Raw genomic sequence first — 15,986 nt, 5'->3', positions numbered from 1 at the left:
TCATCGTGAATCCATCCGAACATCATGTGTGGTACTTGAAAAACAGACAAACAGAAGGATAGCTTTCCACACCCTCCTACTTCTTTCACATGAACTCAAGAATCCTAGAAATGCTCTCTCGACATACGTGCCTGCGGATTGGTTTTCTACTCATCGCCGCGCTCACCAACGGCAAAGCCCAAGCAGAATCTCCAGTCAGCGTCAAACCGGCCTCCAAAATCAAGGTACCGTTTGAAGCCAGGTCCATGCGGCGACTCGATCTGTTCAGAGGTAGTACGCCTAAGAAGGGAGACATGACTGAGGTGGCAGCCGATACGGTCGTTACCGTATTGAGCTTAGAGGGTGAACAGCCTTGGGAAGGAAGGTCGGAACAGGTGGTGCAGGTCAAACTGGACAGCCGGAGCAAATATTACACGTTGCTGTCACGACTGGAGCCAGTGGACATCAGCGCGGGAATTTCGGCGGAGCGAGCAGGAGAGTTGCTCTTCGCACAAATACCCAAGGCCCGAAGAAGCTGGTGCGCGCAGTTTGCCCGGCGGTTGCTTCTTTCTGAAGAGCCTCAAACCCTCGTCTACTCTGCTTCGGCAGATGCCGATTGCGCAGGCTACCTGGCAGTAGTGTCCGGATCAGGTAAGGAGGCCCGTGTGCTGAAGCGTTCCCGGCGAGGCCATCTCCAATCCGTAGCCATCCATAAGGTTTCCCAGTCCCCCGGACTATTGGAGACCGAAGAGTCTTTCCAGGAAAATGCCCGTACCAGTGGAATACGCCGTTCCTTCCTTGGCCTGGGCAAGCCCTCCTTCGAGGAACTACTAGTAGTGGATATCCGGCGTGACACATTGGACGAGAAACTCAAGCACTCCGTGATAGCAGAGGTAGAGGTAAAGCCTTCCGATCGGGGCCTGGACGTCGAAGTGCACCGTAAACAGCTAGAGGTAAGCTTGGTCACAGGCGTCGAAAAAGCGCACACACGTGAGGCCCAGCGATACCACTATGCCAATGGCAAGATGACTCTACAGAAATCCGAGTCATCCTCAGAGGAAGAGCAACCAGGCTCGAAGTAGTTTTCTTGGGCGCTCGTTTCGTCCCTCTGCTGTTCGAGTGGAGGCAGCCCCCATGTTCCGCCTCCTCCCAGCCCAGGTGCAGCAAAAGCTTGTGAAGCCCTGTCCCTGATTGGAATGGAGAATCCAGGGGTTACGACTCCTGGGAGAGAGAAGGCAGTCTCAACCCTTCTTGGGGCGTTTGCTCTCGGTGAGCATCACCAGCAACTTCGCAGCGCGGGTCTGGCGCATTTCGGAGCGCTTCGCCTCACGAACATGGTCGGCGTACTCCCGCTGGTGCGATTACGACAGCGCCTCGAAGGCGCGGCGCGCTGCGGCGTTCTTTTTCAGCGCGGCTTGGAGTTCCTCCGGGACCTCCACGATCCGCGCTTCCGTGTCGGGCTCCAGGGAACACTCCAGCGTGTCACCGGGAGCCACACCGGCGCCCTTCTGGAGTGTCTTATTCACCACGAGGTAGGGCGAGCTATCACTCCAGGGCGTCGCCGAGCCCCGGGAGGGCATGCCACCGACTGTCCCCTACGGGCCTTGCTGCCGAACGTCTTCTCCACGTCGAACGGCAGGGTCACCGTGGACCAAGTGCCAGAGACGCCGCTGTGCTCCAGCTTCGCCTTGAACATCTTGTGCGCCATGGCTCCAGGCTGGCCCAGAAGCCACGCCCTGGGATGGTGCTTCTGCTTCACAAAAGACCGGCGGCCGGCCCCTGAGAGGGAACCGGCCGCCGGAGCACGACAGTTCAGCTGCCCCCCGCCTCCCCCGCCTGGAGCGGAGGAGGAGGGCGGCGGTGTCTCAGTTCAGCCAGCGGCGGCGGCGCAGCAGGCCCAGGAGCGCCAGGCCGAGCATGCCGGCCGGGGCACCCGCGCCCGTGGAGGAGCAGCCGCCCTGCTCCACCGGAGCGGGCAGGGTGGCCGAGGCCTCCACGGTGGCGCTGTGCGAGGTACCGCGGGCATCCGTCACGGTGAGACGGAAGCCGTAGGTGCCGCTCGCGGGCACGTCCACGCTCAACACCGCCTGGGTGGCGTTGGTGAGCTGCACGGGCGAGCCCGCCGTCTGCTCCCACTTGTAGGTGAGCGCTTCGCCATCCGCATCGCTGGAGCCCGAGCCGTCGAGCGTCATCGACGACTGGCCGCCAGAGACGATGATGCGGGCCTTGGCCACCGGGGCCACGTTGTCGGCGGGCGAGACGGTGACCATCACCGTCGAGGGCTCGCTGGAGAGCGTGCCATCGCGCACCACCAGGCGGAAGGCCAGCTCGGTGGCCGCCTTCACGTCCGGCGCGGTGAAGGACGGCGTGGCGGTGTCACCACCCGCCAGCATCACCCACGGGCCACCCACCTGCGTCCACTGGTACGACAGGGCGCCGCCGTCGGCGTCAGCGCTGGCGCTGCCGTCGAGGCTGGCCGTGCCACGGGCCACCGCGGAGACCGCGGCACCCGCGTTGGCCACCGGCGCGCGGTTCACGTTGCGCACGTTGACCACCACGTTCTGGTTGGCCGAGGCCACGCCATCGCTCACCGTCACGCGGAAGGTGAAGGAGCGATCGGTGGTCACCTCGCCGGTCGCGAAGGAGACCGTCGCGGTGTCCGCACCCGAGAGCGTGAACGGCGCGCCGGACACCTGCGTCCAGCTGTACGTCAGCGCATCGCCGTCCGCGTCCGAGGCAGTGGCCACGAGGGAGGCGGTGCTCCGCTCGTCCACCGTCACCGCGGCCGCCGTCACCACCGGCGCGCGGTTCTGGTTGTTGACCACCACGTCCACCGTGTCGCTGGCCGTCACCTTGCCGTCGCTCACCATCAGCACGAAGGAGAGCGTCTCACCGGAGACCGTCTCCGGCGCGGTGAAGGTCGCCGACGCCGTGTTGGCATTGGACAGCGCCACCGGAGTGCCGGACACCTGCACCCAGGAGTAGCTGAGGCCATCGCCGTCCGCATCGCTCGCGGAGCCGCTGAGCGTGACGGACTCACGCTCGTTCACGCTGCCGTCCACGCCCGCGTTCACCGTCGGCGCGCGGTTGAGGTGACGCACGTTCACCACCACCTCGCGGCTGGCCGTGTCCACACCATCGCTCACCTCCACCTTGAAGGTGAGCATGCTGTCGGCGCTCACCTCGCCCGTCGGGAAGGACGCCGTCGCGGTGTCCGCACCGGAGAGCACCACCGGCGTGCCGGACACCTGCGTCCAGCTGTACGTCAGCGTGTCGCCGTCCATGTCCGAGGCGGTGGCCTCGAGGGTGGCGGTGCTGCGCTCGTCCACCGTCACGGAGGACGCCATCACCATCGGCGCGCGGTTCACGTTGTGGACCACCACGTCCACCGTGTCGCTGGCCGTCACCTTGCCGTCGCTCACCGTCAGCTTGAAGGAGAGCGTCTCGTCGAACGCGACCTCCGGCGTGGCGAAGGAGGCGGACGCCTTGTCGTAGTTGCGCAGCGCCACCGGCGTACCGGACACCTGCGTCCACAGGTAGCTGAGGGTGTCACCATCCGCGTCGCTCGCGGAGCCGGAGAGCGAGTGGCTGCCACGCTCGTTGGCCGAGCCGTCCAGGCCCGCGTTCACGGTGGGCGCGCGGTTCACGTTCTTCACGCGCACGCTCACGGTGTCGGTGACCGCGGCCTTGCCGTCGTTGACGGTCAGCCGCAGCACCACGTCGGTGTCGCTGGTCACCTCGGGAGCGGTGAAGGACACAGTGGCCGTGTTGGCACCGGACAGGGTCACCGCCGGGCCGGACACCCGCGTCCACGCGTAGGTGAGCGCGTCGTTGTCGAAGTCGACGGCGCTACCGCTGATCGACACCGCCGTGCGCTCGTCGGCCGTCACGTCCGGGCCAGCCGATGCCACCGGCAGGCTGTTCGCGCACGCGCCGGTGTCCGAGCAGATCTTCGTGAACGGGGTGTTGGTGATGCCGGAGAAGGACAGGTCGTCCAGCACCCAGCCCGTCGCGGCGGCGCCGTTGTCCGCGCCGATGCGGAAGCGGATCTGCACCGTCTTGCCCGCGTAGCGCGTCCCCAGGTCCAGCGAGGCGGGGACGAGCACGGGGAAGCCCGCGGTGGCACCGCCGATGGCGGAGCGGCCCGCCAGCGGGTTCAGGTTGCCGGCGTAGGAAACGAGCGTGCCGTTGTACAGCGGCGCACCGATGTCCACCCACGTCGCGCCACCGTCCTCGGTGAGCTCGATGACGGCGCCGTCGTAGTAGTCGGCGCCATCGGCCTCGAAGTCATAGGCGTGACGCCACGAGAGGACGAGCGGCTGGGTGGCGCTCACGGTGAGCGCCGGGGAGACGAGGCGCACATCGCTCGCGGCCCCCAGGTTCGGGCCATACCAGGCACGGTTGAGGTCGGAGAACGACACGACCTCGAAGTCGCCACGGGCCAGCGTCGCCTCGGACTCGCTCGTCCAGGGCAGGTTCTTGAGCGAGGCCTCCACCGTCTCCGTGGGAGTCGCGGTGAGCACCTCGTCGTAGTTCACCTTGAAGGCCAGCCCGGCCGCCTTGTCGCCCGGGACGGCCTGGCCGTCATCACGCAGGGCGAAGCTGAAGTCGGCCCGCTGCGCCATCGACGCGCCCGTGAGAGAGACAGGCACGGACACCTCGGCCTCGCCGCCCACGGGAATCTCCGGGAACACGGCCGAGCCACGGTTGCCCACCGTCACGCCCGGCGTGGCCGAGAAGACGGTGACGCTGGTGCCCCTGGCCGGCTCCGAGCCCCGGTTCTTCGCCACGATGACCAGGCGGCCCGTCTCCCCGTTGTCGAGGATGCCGTCCGCGTCGCCCGGGGTGGCCGGGGCGTCCGCGAAGGAGATGGACTCGAACTCCACGCTGGTGCCCAGCGCGAAGCTCTCCACCGCACCGGCGTGGTTGGTGGAGTAGCGGTCCGGAGCCACCGCGCCCACGCCGGCACCGCGCCGGGCGAAGGCCGCCCAGAGACGCTGGCCGTCAGCCGGGTCGTTGGCGTAGGCCGCCGCGAGCACCGCGTCACGCGCCTCGAGGAAGGTCGGCGCCGCGGGCGTCATCTTGTACCCGTTGACCAGGTAGCTCTTCATGCGGTCCTGCGCCTCCTCGAACGGATGCGCACGCAGGAGCGCCACGTAGCACTCCCACAGCATGGTGGCCCACACCTCGCCCGAGTTGTGCACCTCGGAGTTGACGCCGCCCGCGGACAGGGGCGTCGTGGTGGGCAGCGCCACGCCATCGGTGATGTGGCGGAACGTCAGGGCGTTCTTGGCCATGTCCACCGAGTACGTCACGCGGCGGATGCCGAAGAACGCGGCGTCCGCGGAGATGCCCCGCGTCGCGTACTCGGCCGCGCCGTAGGCACCGCTCCAGTTCACGTTGGAGGGGACGGAGATGTCCTCCGGGCGCGTCACCATCAGCAGCGCGGTGAAGTCACCCCAGCCCTCGCCCATCGAGCGGCCCTGGTTGTTGACCAGACCGGCCGAGTTCACGATGAGGCGGTTGCTGATGTAGTGGCCCCACTCGTGGGCCACGATGACGTTGTCGACCGTGCCGTCCAGGTTGATGGTCGGGCCGCGGAACAGCCGCACGTTGAGCCCGGGGAGGGTGGCGCGCAGCTTGTCGCCGTCCGCGAGCGTGATGCGCAGCGTGGGGATGGTGATGCCGCTGAGGGTACCACCCAGGTCCGTGACGCCGCCGGGCGCGTTGTCCGCGACGATGAGGCCGATGGCGCCCGCCGTCTGCGCGTTCTGCACCTTGACGATGAAGCCGCACGTGCCGCGGTCCACCAGGGCGATCTTCCCGGCCACGTCCGCCGCGTTGGTCAGCGCGGTGCAGCCATCGGTGGTGGAGGGGCCCGTGGCGTCGGCCGCGTCCAGGGCCAGCACCACGTCACCGGTCAGGTCGAACGTCTGCGGACCGAAGCCCGCGGCGACACCCACCGGGTAGTTGCCCGCGACGGAGGCGGGCGCGTTGGCCGTCAGGCGCGCGTTGCGCGGGCCGGAGAAGAGGTACATCTGCATGCGCGGGGACGCGCCGTCCGCCGGCGTGGACATGTTGGCGTTGTTGGTGCCGCCGTAGTCCTGCGCCTGCGCGCGGATGGCGTCACTGCCCAGGCCGCCGCGGCCGAAGTTGTCGGTCTGCGCGTTGCCGGAGGCCTCGTCGAAGCCCGCGTCGTAGTACCAGTCGTGCAGCCAGTTGTTCACGAAGAAGAGGTTCGTGGTGGCCGCGGCGATCTGCTCCGCGTTGGCGTTCGGCTGGATGTCGAACAGCATGCTCCGGTCGAACACGCCCGGCGCGGTGACGGTGGGGCGCAGGTCGCCGGCGTTGTAGTTGTCCGGGGCGACGAGGTCCGCGTACGCGTCCACGTTGTTACCGCGGGTCTCCGTGGCGCCGTCCGCCAGCCAGGGGTCATTCTGGCTGAAGGGCGCGTTCTGCAGGGTGACCAGCGAGGGCGCCATGTACGGCGGGCGGTAGCCGTCCGGCACGCCCGTGGGGTGCGGCGTGGCGCCGTTGCCCGAGGGGCCATCGTGCGGGGTGTACGGCGGCGTGGTGTCCGCGAAGGTGCGGTAGCTGAACTCCGCGTCCGACGTCAGGTTGTTGCGCATCAGCAGCCGGCCATCGGCCGCGGACACGACGTAGGAGTAGTAGTCCGACTCCTGGCTGTCCGGACGCCCCGTGTTGAGCTCCACGTAGTAGGCGGGCACCAGCGCGTTGGGCAGGGAGTAGAGCACCTGCTTCACGCGGGCCGGGATGACCAGCTCCTCGTTGAGCGGACGCGCGTAGGAGACCAGCTCGAAGTGCGAGTACTTGCCGTCGCTGACCGCCTTCGCGCTCAGGCGCCGCAGCAGGCTCGCGTCCAGCGCGGTGCCGGTCAGGTCCTGGTAGGCCAGGGAGACGGCCTGGTGGGCCGGCAGCTCGAAGCGCATGCGCGCGCCGGGCACGTCCGCGGAGACGTGCTTGGAGAGGTTGCCGGAGATGGCCACCACCTCGTTGTTCCGGTCGAGCAGGACGTTGAGCGCCTGGCGGAAGACCTCGATGCCCGAGGCCTCCTGGGCCAGCGTCACCACCTTGACGCCCTGGGCGTTCTGGCTGACGGAGACCACCCGCGCGCCCGCCGACTCGAAGGAGCTCAGTCCGTAGAGCGGGGCATGCTCCGCGAGCTGCACCATCGCGGCGTGCTCGGGCGCCATGCGCGCGTACGTGGCACCCAGCGACGTCTGGGCACCCTTCTTGACCCAGATGAACGTGGGCGCATTCGTCAGCGCGTCCTGGTGGGCGATGCGCACCCCCGAGACCTTCACCGGCGTGAAGCCAGCAATGGCTCGGCCCGAGGGCTTCGCATCCTGCAGTGCATCGTAGTTCGGCAACGACCGGGCAGCGGCGCCAGTTCCAGACAACACCAGCGCCAGCCCTGACAGCGTGGCAACCAACCTTCTCACGTGGGGAAGCTCCCTGTGCACGACGGCGGCTGGGAGCTCCCTCGAGACCCGTAGGTACCCCGGCACCATCGCCGGAACGCCTGGTCAAGCCGGGTGGCTCCCTGGTGACGAATGTGTCACCTGTTGAAAATCGTAGTGCCCTCTCGCAGGTAGGTTCAAATGCGACACCGGCGCTTTTCACCCATTTCATCCAGCCCGGGCGGAATTCGCGCCCGATGAGCCGGGGAAAATGGGGAACACATGGGATACCGGTGTGCTCCGTTACCGCACCGGAGCCGAAACGGTGGCCTTCTGGCGCGCCCCCGCGCGCGCGCGCCTAGACCTCGGGAGCGAGCTTCAGGCCGCGCGCCCTGCGGGCCCGGCGCTGTTCACGGTCCGCCTGGTGGCGCGACACCATGCCGTAGGTGATGTGGTAGCCGAGCCACGCCGTGGGCACGCCCAGCAGGACACCGCCGATGGCGAGGCCGAGCCCCACCTCGAGCGCCTCGGGGCCGGAGAAGGAGAGCGCGCTCAGGTCGAGCGTCGCGGCCGCCGTCCCCTGGCCCGGAGAAGCCGGGAGGAGCCGGTGCGCGATGGGGCGGCCGATGAGGTAGCACAGGCCGTAGACGGGCGCGGCGGTGACGGGGTTGTTGATCCACACGCCCGCGGCGGCGGCGACGCGCGAGAGCTGGAAGTGCGTCAGCCGGCGCACCAGCTCGGCGGCGGCGAGGGCCAGGGGGAGCTGCAGGCCCATGATGGGCAACAGGGCGATGAACAACCCGAGCGCCATGCCCCCGGCGATCTCACCCGGAGCACCCGAGCCGCGCAGCAACCGCACACGAGCGCGCCGGAGCTTCCTCTTGGCAACCTTCCACCACGACGACACGGGACACCACGCTTCTGGAACGGAAATCCGCTGCAACCGGCGCCAGGATAATGCGGAGCCCGGGCGCGTGCAGGATGTCGTCACGGAGCCCGATTGGCCGCCTGCCACCAGCCATCAGATGGCGTGCAGGGCGCTCGGGAAGGGGCGGAAGCCGAGCGCGGCCTCCACGAAGGTGCGCAGCTCGCCGGGAGCCCAGGGCATGGCGAGCGCGAAGTGGATGATGCTGGCCTGGCTGAGGGTGGAAGCCTCCTCCGGGCGGAACTTGCTGGACAAAAGGACGCGAGGGCCGGGGTAGTTGCGCTCCACCAGGGTGGCGAGGAAGTCCGCCGCCCCCTTGGCGTCCGCCAGCCCCAGGTCGATGACGATGGCGGTGGGCGCCGGCTCGAGCTCCAGCAGCGGCAGCGCCAGGGCGAAGGTGTTGACGGGGAGCAGCTCGAAGCCCGGCGACAGCTCACGGCGAGCGGTGTCGCGCAGCACGGGGTCGTCCGCAACGAAGAGGACACGCATGGGCCCGGAAGTGGCCCGGCCTTGGGACGCGGAAGGCACGGACGCAGGCTAACGCCGGAGTGGAAGAAGGGGCAACGCATCCCTCCGCGATACGACAGCCAGTGAACCCCGCGCGCACCGGAGCTACGCGCTCACGAGTGTCAGCTCGGTAATCTCAGGCGAGGGCCCCAGGCGCAGCGGTGGGCCCCAGTAGCCGGTGCCCCGGTTGGTATAGACGCGCACCCCGGCGATGGTGGCCAGTCCCTGGATCACGGGCTGCTGCAGCTTCACGAAGGCCATGAAGGGGAAGAGCTGTCCGCCGTGCGTGTGCCCGGAGAGCTGCAGATCCACGCCCAGGCCCCGGGCCAGCACCGCCACGCGAGGCTGGTGCGCCAGCAGCAACCGGGGCACGCCCGCCGGTGCATCCGCGAGCGCCACGTCCGGCCGGCACGCGTGCGACGGCTCCATCCTCCCGCCCTCGAGGTCCGTCACGCCCGCCACCGTCAGGCGCGCGCCCTCGCGCTCCACCACCCGGTGCGCGTTGTTCAGCACCGTGAGCCCCAGCCGGGCCACCTCGGCGGACCAGGAGGCCCCTCCGTGGTAGTACTCGTGGTTGCCGGTGACGTAGTAGACGCCCAGCGGCGCGCGCAGTCCGGCGAGCGGGGCCACCTCGTCACGCAGCCGCGTGACGCTGCCGTCCACCAGGTCCCCCGTCACCGCCACCACGTCGGGCTGGAGCGCGTTCACCTGCTCCACCACCCGTTGCATGAAGCTCCGGTCCAGCGTGGGGCCGATGTGGATGTCGGAGATCTGCACCACCTTCACGCCCGACAGCCCCGCGCCCAGTCCCTTCACCGGCACCGTCACGCGCTCCACGCGCGCGGGCGAACGCGCCGTGCGGAAGGCGACGAGCATCGCCGGCACCACCACGCCCACCACCGCCAGGGCCTTGTCCCGCGCGAGCAGGGGCGCCGGGCCCACCAGCCGCCACACCCAGCCCAGCACGTCCGCCGCCACCGTGGCCGTCAGCAGCAGCCCGAAGGCGCCCATCCACAGCATGCCGCCCCAGTGCAGCACCTGCTCCTTCCACGAGGGCTTCATCCGCGTGGACGCCATGGCCGCCGGAATGGACGCGAAGCCGAGCCACAGCACCAACCAGCCGAGCCCTGCCCACGGCTGCGCCAGCCCCGGGTCCGATACGAGCCTCACCCCGAGGTAGTAGTGCAGCGCCGCGATCAGCCCCACCATCATCGTCAACATCAGGATGCCCCGGAGGATGAGCCCCACGGGCACGTGTCCCTGGGGACCGGACGGGGAAGACACCTGCATGGCCATGCCGGAGAGGATAACGGCCAGCGCTCGTGCTCGCCCGGCAACCGGGCGGACGCCCGCCGTCCCGTCCGGAGGAGCACGCCTCCGCGGCGGATCCTCCATTCCTATCCTTCCAGTATGAATTCCTCGTACACCCAGCGAATCGGCCGGGCGCTCGGGATGGCCGCCCTGCTCGTCCTCGGAACGGCGGCAGCGCAGAGCGAGGACCAGTACCTCTTCCTGCGCACCCCGGACGCCGCCATCACGGCACGCGTGACCGCGGACAGTGTGACCGGCCCGGACCTCCAGCTCTCGCGTGATGGAAAGACATTGCGCGGGAGGGCCTTTGGCCGGACGGTGTTCCTCGGCCTCAACGGCAAGGAGCTGGGGGGCACGGTGGGCCAGGAGCTGACCCGGTTGAGCTTCGAGGAGAAGGACGGCGTCACCCACGCCCGGGGCTCCTTCTACGGCCGGCTCGCGGAGCTGAACATCAGCGACGAGGAGCTCACCGGGACGGTGGGCCCGTGCAGCTACGAGCTGAGGGCCACCCGGGATGGGAGCTACGTGGGCTCGCGCAGCTGCGGAGGCATCCCGGAGCGGCCCGTGATGCTCTCGATTCCTCCCGCGCTCGTGCAGCAGGGCTCGGCGATGACGCTGGCCACGCTCGGGCTCCTGCTCGGCGTGCCCTAGGCCGGACGACCGGGCTTCCGGGGACGCTCCGGCGCCGGGGACTCCGGTTCCGCGGCATGGGCCCGGAGGAACGTGTCCAGGTGGTCCGCCAGGAAGCGCTCCACATCCAGCGGCCGGCAGCGCGCGCCCGACAGCTGCATCTGGTGCAGCAGGCCGAGCACCACCGGGCACACCAGCTCCAGCGCGGCATGGCGCACGTCGCAGCGCCGCAGCTCTCCGTCCGCGATGTGGCGCGACAGCCGGGCCTCGGCCGACTGCAGCGTGGGCTCCAGCAACTCCTGCACGTACACCGGCCCCAGTTTCTCGTGGCCCACGCTCGCGGTGAGGCCAAAGGCGTGCACCTCCCCTACTCCCATGCGCCAGCCGAGGAGGAGCTGCTGGAGGAACCAGCCGAGTGACTCGCGCACCGGGCCATGAAGCTCCGTGGCGGCGGCGTGCAGGTACGGCAGGCCGCGCCGGTGCATGTCCACCATCACCTCCGTCAGCAGCGCCTCGCGCGAGCCGAAGTAGTGCCGCAACGTGGCCACGCTCACCCCGGCCACCTCGGCGAGCTCGCGGAAGCTCGCCTGCGCCCCGTCCTTCGCGAGCAGGCGCGCGCGGACCGCCTCCAGCAGGCGCTCGCGCTCCTTCTCGTAGTCGGCGTTGCGGCTCCCCTTCACCCGGGCCATGCGCCCTGAATAACCCGCGTGGGGTAGGAAATCCACCTTACGCCCGCTGCTGTCCGGCATGTGACCGCACTTCGACTTGAAATTAAATAAACCAACCTTGATATTCTATCCCGCGAGCAGGACACGGGAGAGGACTTCATGCTGGACGGTTTCGCCGACGAAGGTTTCGCGGACGTGTGGACGCCGGTGGCGATGTCGAAGGAGGTGGGCAAGGCGCCCCACGGGCTGACGCTCGCCGGGGAGCGGCTGGTGCTCTTCCGCGACCACGAGGGCCGGGTGTCGGCGCTGCATGACCAGTGTCCGCACCGGGGCGTGAAGCTGTCGCTGGGGAAGGTGAGCAAGGACGGGTGCCTGGAGTGCCCCTTCCACGGGTGGCGCTTCGCCTCGGGAGGGGCGTGCACGCACATTCCGCTCAACCCCCTGCCGGAGGAGAAGCGCCAGCGCTACGCCGCCACCGCCTTCCCGGTGCGCGAGCGCGGAGGCCTCATCTGGGTCTACACGCGCCCGGGCGCCGAGGCTCCGGAGGAGCCCACCGTGCCTTCCGTGATGGAACAGCCGGGCGTCCACGTGTGGCACTACGCCGAGACGTGGAACGCGCACTGGACGCGGGCGATGGAGAACATGCTGGACTCCCCGCACCTGCCCTTCGTGCACCGGCGCACCATCGGTGGAGGGCTGGCGAAGCGGATGAAGCCGGACTCGAAGATGGAGATCGAGGTGCACCCCACGCCCACGGGGTTCCGCACCACGTCGCGCCTGGATGAGGCACCCGCGGAGGGCTCCCTGGACTGGCTGCGGCCCAACGGCATGTCGCTGAACATCCCCATCCCCCAGCGCCTCATGCGCCTGTTCATGTGGTGCGTGCCGGTGGACGCGGACCACACGCGGATGATGCTGGTGAGCACGCGCGACTTCCTGAAGCTCCAGCCGCTCGCGGCGCTGCTCGACCGCTACAACAAGCGCATCCTCAAGGAGGACCAGGCGGTGGTGGAGTCGAGCCACCCGGCCGAGGCCCCGCCGGTGACCGAGGAGCGCAGCGTGGCGACGGACCGGGCCACGCTGGCCTTCCGCCGCTGGTACCTGGAGCGCAAGAAGCAGGGCCCGCGTGAGTCCGCCGCCGTCGCCGAGGCCCCGCCGCTGGCGAGCTGAGCGCCCCTCTCGGGCTGGCCGCGGGGTTATGCTCGCGGACACAGGGGGGCGACCGTGGCGAAGACGGAAGAGCGCGAGCTGAGGAATCTGCTCGAGACGACGCAGTCCGAAGTGAAGCGCCTCAAGGCCGAGCTGGCCGCACGTGAGAAAGCCGCCCCCGTGGCGCTCCCCCGCGACGAGAAGCAGGAGGCCGCGGAGCTCCAGGCGCTGCGGACGCAGGTGCAGTCCCTGGAGAAGGAGAACGCGGCCCTCCGCTCGGCGCGCGCGGACGTGGAGAAGCAGCTCGCCACGCTCACGGCCGACATGGCCGAGTCCCGGCGCGAAGCCACCCTGGCGCGCGACGAGGTGAAGCTGCTGAAGAAGCAGCTGGAGTCCACGAACCAGGCGCTGGCGAAGTCCAAGGCCAGGGTGCAGCAGCTGACCAGCCGACCCGCCAACAAGCGCTCGTTGGTGGAGCGGGTGCGTGCGCTCTTCGGTGGCGGTAAGCCCTCGGAGGAGCTCGAGGCCGCGCGCAAGGAGATCGCCCGGCTCAACCAGCAGCTCAGCCTGGCGCAGTTCAAGCGGCGGGGACGCTGACGGACCTCAGGAGTTCTCCGGCTTGTGCTCCAGCGCGTCGCGGTTGCGGGGCGCGAAGAAGCGCTCGCGCAGGAGCCGCGGGAGCGCGCGCTTGTCCACGCACAGCAGTTGGAGCGCGTCGTTCCACTCGCCGAGCACGGCGATGGCACGCGCGTCGGGAGCGTCGCGGTAGAGGCTGTTGAGGTTGTGCACGAGCGCCCAGAGGTCCTCCACCTCCCAGCGCTCGGACGTCTCTCCGGCGAGGATGTGCAGCTCCAGCACGGGGCGCTCGCGCACGTCGACGACCTTGAAGCGCTTCGCGGCGCCGCCCATGGCCATGGTGAGCGGACCCACGAGCTCATCGGGCCGCACGCCGAGCGCCACGGTGAGGCCGCCCTCGAGCAGCCCGGCGTCGCACAGGCGCAGCAGGGAGACATGGGGAGGCTCGGCGGGGTTGAGGACCTCCCGCGCCGCTTCCCGGTCCTTGAGGAGGCGTGCGCGTTCGAGCGAGTCGAGGAGGGAGGCCATGGGACCGCGAGGGTGCCACGGCGTCTCCCCACGGCTCAACCTTCCTCGCCGTCCCAGGAGCCCCCGGGTCTACGGCCGGGTGGCAAGCAGGGCGAAGACGCGGTGGGGAACGGCGAGGGGATTGGAGGGAAAACGCTCGGCGAGGAGCGAGGCGAGCGCGGCGTCGAAGCGTGCAATCTCCTCCGGAGCGAGCGACGCACCAATCTTGGCACTGGCCCGGACGCGGCCGCGCCAGGCCTCGTGGGTGTAGGGGACGGCGACGTCGAAGGAGAAGCTCTCCAGGCTGGTGAAGCCCGCGCCGGCGGCGTCCTTGAACCAGGCCGGGTAGAGGCCGGTGCCGTGGCCGAACTGGACGTAGGGCTGGAGGGGGCCGGGGTTGAAGTCGTTGATGAGGTGCTCGGTGGCCTCGATGATGTTGCCGGGCAGGGGCACCCAGTCGAAGTGGGCGATGACGAGCCGGCCCCCGGGAACGAGCAACCGGGCGGCCTCGCGGGCGGCGGCGGCGCGGTCGAACCAGTGCCAGCACTGGCCGGCGATGACGAGGTCCGCCGAGCCCTCGGGCAGCCCGGTGTTCTCCGCGGGGGCGAGCCGCCAGTCGATGGAGAGCCCCTCGCTTGCGGCGAGCTGACGGGCGCCGTCGAGCATGGAGGCGGAGATATCCAGGGCGGTGACCTGGCAGCCATGGCGGGCGAGTCCCCGGGCCACGGTGCCGGTACCGGTGCCCAGGTCCACGGCGCGCAGGCCGGGCCTGAGGACCTCCTCCCGGGCGAGCCGCTGGAAGAAGCGCTCCGGGAATCCCGCCCGGTGCTTCACATAGTCCGCCGCCGTCCGTCCGAAGTCGACCTGCATGGGGGCCCGCTCCTCCTGTCTCATCTCGACGCGCCATCGAGTCGAGTCGACAATGCGCGCCGGGAGACAGGACGAATGGTTAAGGCCCGGGAGCCCAAGGCTCAATCTCGATTCGACAGTCGACATGAGGAGCTGGTGCCCGCGGAGGAGGCGGCGGCGCTGTTGGGAGTGAAGCGGGCGACGCTCTACACGTACGTGAGCCGGGGCCTGGTGCGGTGCGTGCCGGAGCCGGGGACGAAGGAGAACCGGTACGTCCGGGCGGACCTCGAGCGGCTGAAGGCCCGGCACGATGCGCGGGCGGGGCACGCGGCGGTGGCGGCGGGAGCGTTGCGCTGGGGCGAGCCCGTCATCGACTCGGCGGTGTCACGGGTGGGGACGGAGGGGCTGGCGTACCGGGGCCATCCAGCGGTGCGGCTCGCGGTGGAGGGACGCGGCTTCGAGGACGTGGCGGAGCTGTTGTGGACGGGCACACTGCCCGAGCAGCCGGTGCGGTGGCCCTCGCCGGAGTTGCCCGTGCAGCCGTCGGCGGTGGCCGAGCTGATGCCAAAGCGCTCGCCGCCGCTGGCGGTGCTGCTGGCGGTGGTGCCCCTGCTGGGCGCCTGGGACGAGGTGCGCTTCGCGGCCCCGGCGGAACAGGAGCGGCTGCGAGGGCGCCGGCTGTTGCGGCACCTGGGGGCCTGGGTGTGCGCGGCGCACGCGCCAGCGCGGGTGGCGCGGGCGTTGAAGGAGGAGACGGTGGCGGCCTCGCTGGCGGTAGCGTGGGGCACGGCGGCGAAGCGGGCGCCGGAGATGCTGGACCGGGCGCTGGTGCTGTGCGCGGACCACGAGCTGAACGTGTCCACCTTCGCGGCGCGGGTGACAGCGTCCGCGGGAGCGGACCTGTATGCGTGCGTGAGCGCGGCGCTGGCGGCGGTCTCGGGGCCGAAGCACGGAGGCGCGAGCGACCGCATCGAGGCCCTGCTGCAGGAGGTGGGAAGGCCGGAGCGGGCACGCACCGTGGTGCACGAGCGGCTGCGGCGGGGCGAGTCTGTGCCGGGCTTCGGGCACCCGCTGTACCCGGAGGGAGACCCGCGCACGCCGCCGCTCCTGGAGGCGGCGTATGCCTTCCGCCCCGAGACGGTGGGGGTCCGGGTGCTGCGCGCGGTGGAGGAGACGATGCGCGAGGCCGGGCACCCGGCGCCCACGGTGGACTTCGGACTGGTGGCGCTGGCGTCGGCGCTGGAGCTGCCCGCGGGAGCGGCGGCGGCGCTGTTCGCGGTGGGGCGCGCCGCGGGCTGGGTGGCCCACGTGCTGGAGCAGCGCGAGCAGGGACACATCCTGCGCCCGAGGGCCCGCTACGTGGGAGCGCCCGTCACCTCGCCCTGAGGGCCTCTCCCCCACCCACCAGCCGTCTCCTGGCGCACGGCGCATGACAATGCGCTGGACTCCGCTCCCGCCCCGCCT

12 protein-coding genes and 1 pseudogene are annotated in these 15,986 nt (G+C 69.8%); 5 read left to right on the top strand and 8 right to left on the bottom strand.

Annotation, left to right across the window (positions count from 1 at the left end):
• Positions 1 to 110 precede the first annotated feature (110 nt).
• Positions 111 to 1,061, top strand: coding sequence for a hypothetical protein (locus NR798_RS03740; protein ID WP_375770012.1), 951 nt, complete (start codon positions 111 to 113; stop codon positions 1,059 to 1,061).
• Between the two features lie 159 nt (positions 1,062 to 1,220).
• Here NR798_RS03740 and NR798_RS03735 read toward each other — a convergent pair.
• The 5 genes and pseudogenes from NR798_RS03735 to NR798_RS03715 all read right to left on the bottom strand — a co-directional run bounded on the left by NR798_RS03735 (position 1,221) and on the right by NR798_RS03715 (position 10,122).
• Positions 1,221 to 1,418: pseudogene (locus NR798_RS03735) on the bottom strand (YdeI family protein).
• Positions 1,419 to 1,844: 426 nt separating this feature from the next.
• The gene (locus NR798_RS03730) at positions 1,845 to 7,442 is read right to left on the bottom strand and encodes a myxosortase-dependent M36 family metallopeptidase (protein WP_375770011.1); all 5,598 of its coding nucleotides are present in this window, start codon (positions 7,440 to 7,442) and stop codon (positions 1,845 to 1,847) included.
• Between the two features lie 316 nt (positions 7,443 to 7,758).
• On the bottom strand, positions 7,759 to 8,307 hold the full coding sequence (locus tag NR798_RS03725) for a DUF2062 domain-containing protein (protein ID WP_375770010.1): 549 nt from the start codon (positions 8,305 to 8,307) through the stop codon (positions 7,759 to 7,761).
• Between the two features lie 114 nt (positions 8,308 to 8,421).
• Positions 8,422 to 8,814, bottom strand: coding sequence for a hypothetical protein (locus NR798_RS03720; protein WP_375770009.1), 393 nt, complete (start codon positions 8,812 to 8,814; stop codon positions 8,422 to 8,424).
• Positions 8,815 to 8,937: 123 nt separating this feature from the next.
• On the bottom strand, positions 8,938 to 10,122 hold the full coding sequence (locus tag NR798_RS03715; RefSeq protein ID WP_375770008.1) for a metallophosphoesterase: 1,185 nt from the start codon (positions 10,120 to 10,122) through the stop codon (positions 8,938 to 8,940).
• 120 nt (positions 10,123 to 10,242) lie between these two features.
• Between NR798_RS03715 and NR798_RS03710 the strand changes: the two genes are divergently transcribed.
• Positions 10,243 to 10,794 (top strand): hypothetical protein, encoded by a 552-nt coding sequence (locus NR798_RS03710; protein WP_375770007.1) that lies wholly within the window; start codon positions 10,243 to 10,245, stop codon positions 10,792 to 10,794.
• On the opposite strand, the gene NR798_RS03705 is transcribed toward NR798_RS03710, so the two are convergent.
• On the bottom strand, positions 10,791 to 11,462 hold the full coding sequence (locus NR798_RS03705) for a TetR/AcrR family transcriptional regulator (protein ID WP_375770006.1): 672 nt from the start codon (positions 11,460 to 11,462) through the stop codon (positions 10,791 to 10,793). The two genes, NR798_RS03710 and NR798_RS03705, sit on opposite strands and share 4 nt — an antisense overlap.
• A 138-nt stretch (positions 11,463 to 11,600) precedes the next feature.
• On the opposite strand from NR798_RS03705, the gene NR798_RS03700 reads away from it, so the two are divergent.
• Both NR798_RS03700 and NR798_RS03695 read left to right on the top strand, forming a co-directional pair.
• A complete protein-coding gene (locus NR798_RS03700; protein WP_375770005.1) occupies positions 11,601 to 12,611 on the top strand; it encodes a Rieske 2Fe-2S domain-containing protein in 1,011 nt (336 codons plus the stop codon).
• A gap of 54 nt (positions 12,612 to 12,665) precedes the next feature.
• The gene (locus NR798_RS03695; RefSeq protein WP_375770004.1) at positions 12,666 to 13,187 is read left to right on the top strand and encodes a hypothetical protein; all 522 of its coding nucleotides are present in this window, start codon (positions 12,666 to 12,668) and stop codon (positions 13,185 to 13,187) included.
• A gap of 6 nt (positions 13,188 to 13,193) precedes the next feature.
• Here NR798_RS03695 and NR798_RS03690 read toward each other — a convergent pair whose 3' ends face one another.
• Together NR798_RS03690 and NR798_RS03685 are read right to left on the bottom strand one after the other, a co-directional pair.
• Positions 13,194 to 13,694, bottom strand: a complete 501-nt coding sequence (locus NR798_RS03690) for a hypothetical protein (RefSeq protein ID WP_375770003.1) — start codon at positions 13,692 to 13,694, stop codon at positions 13,194 to 13,196.
• 69 nt (positions 13,695 to 13,763) lie between these two features.
• Positions 13,764 to 14,543, bottom strand: a complete 780-nt coding sequence (locus NR798_RS03685) for a class I SAM-dependent methyltransferase (protein WP_375770002.1) — start codon at positions 14,541 to 14,543, stop codon at positions 13,764 to 13,766.
• A gap of 75 nt (positions 14,544 to 14,618) precedes the next feature.
• On the opposite strand from NR798_RS03685, the gene NR798_RS03680 reads away from it, so the two are divergent.
• Positions 14,619 to 15,908 carry a citrate synthase family protein gene (locus NR798_RS03680; protein WP_375770001.1) on the top strand — a complete coding sequence of 430 codons (1,290 nt, stop codon included), beginning with the start codon at positions 14,619 to 14,621 and terminating at the stop codon, positions 15,906 to 15,908.
• The last annotated feature ends 78 nt before the right edge of the window (positions 15,909 to 15,986 follow it).

This window comes from Archangium gephyra (assembly GCF_042230915.1).
In the GTDB taxonomy this organism is placed as follows: Bacteria; Myxococcota; Myxococcia; order Myxococcales; family Myxococcaceae; genus Archangium; species Archangium gephyra_B.
This window is presented reverse-complemented; position numbering and strand designations above follow the sequence as displayed.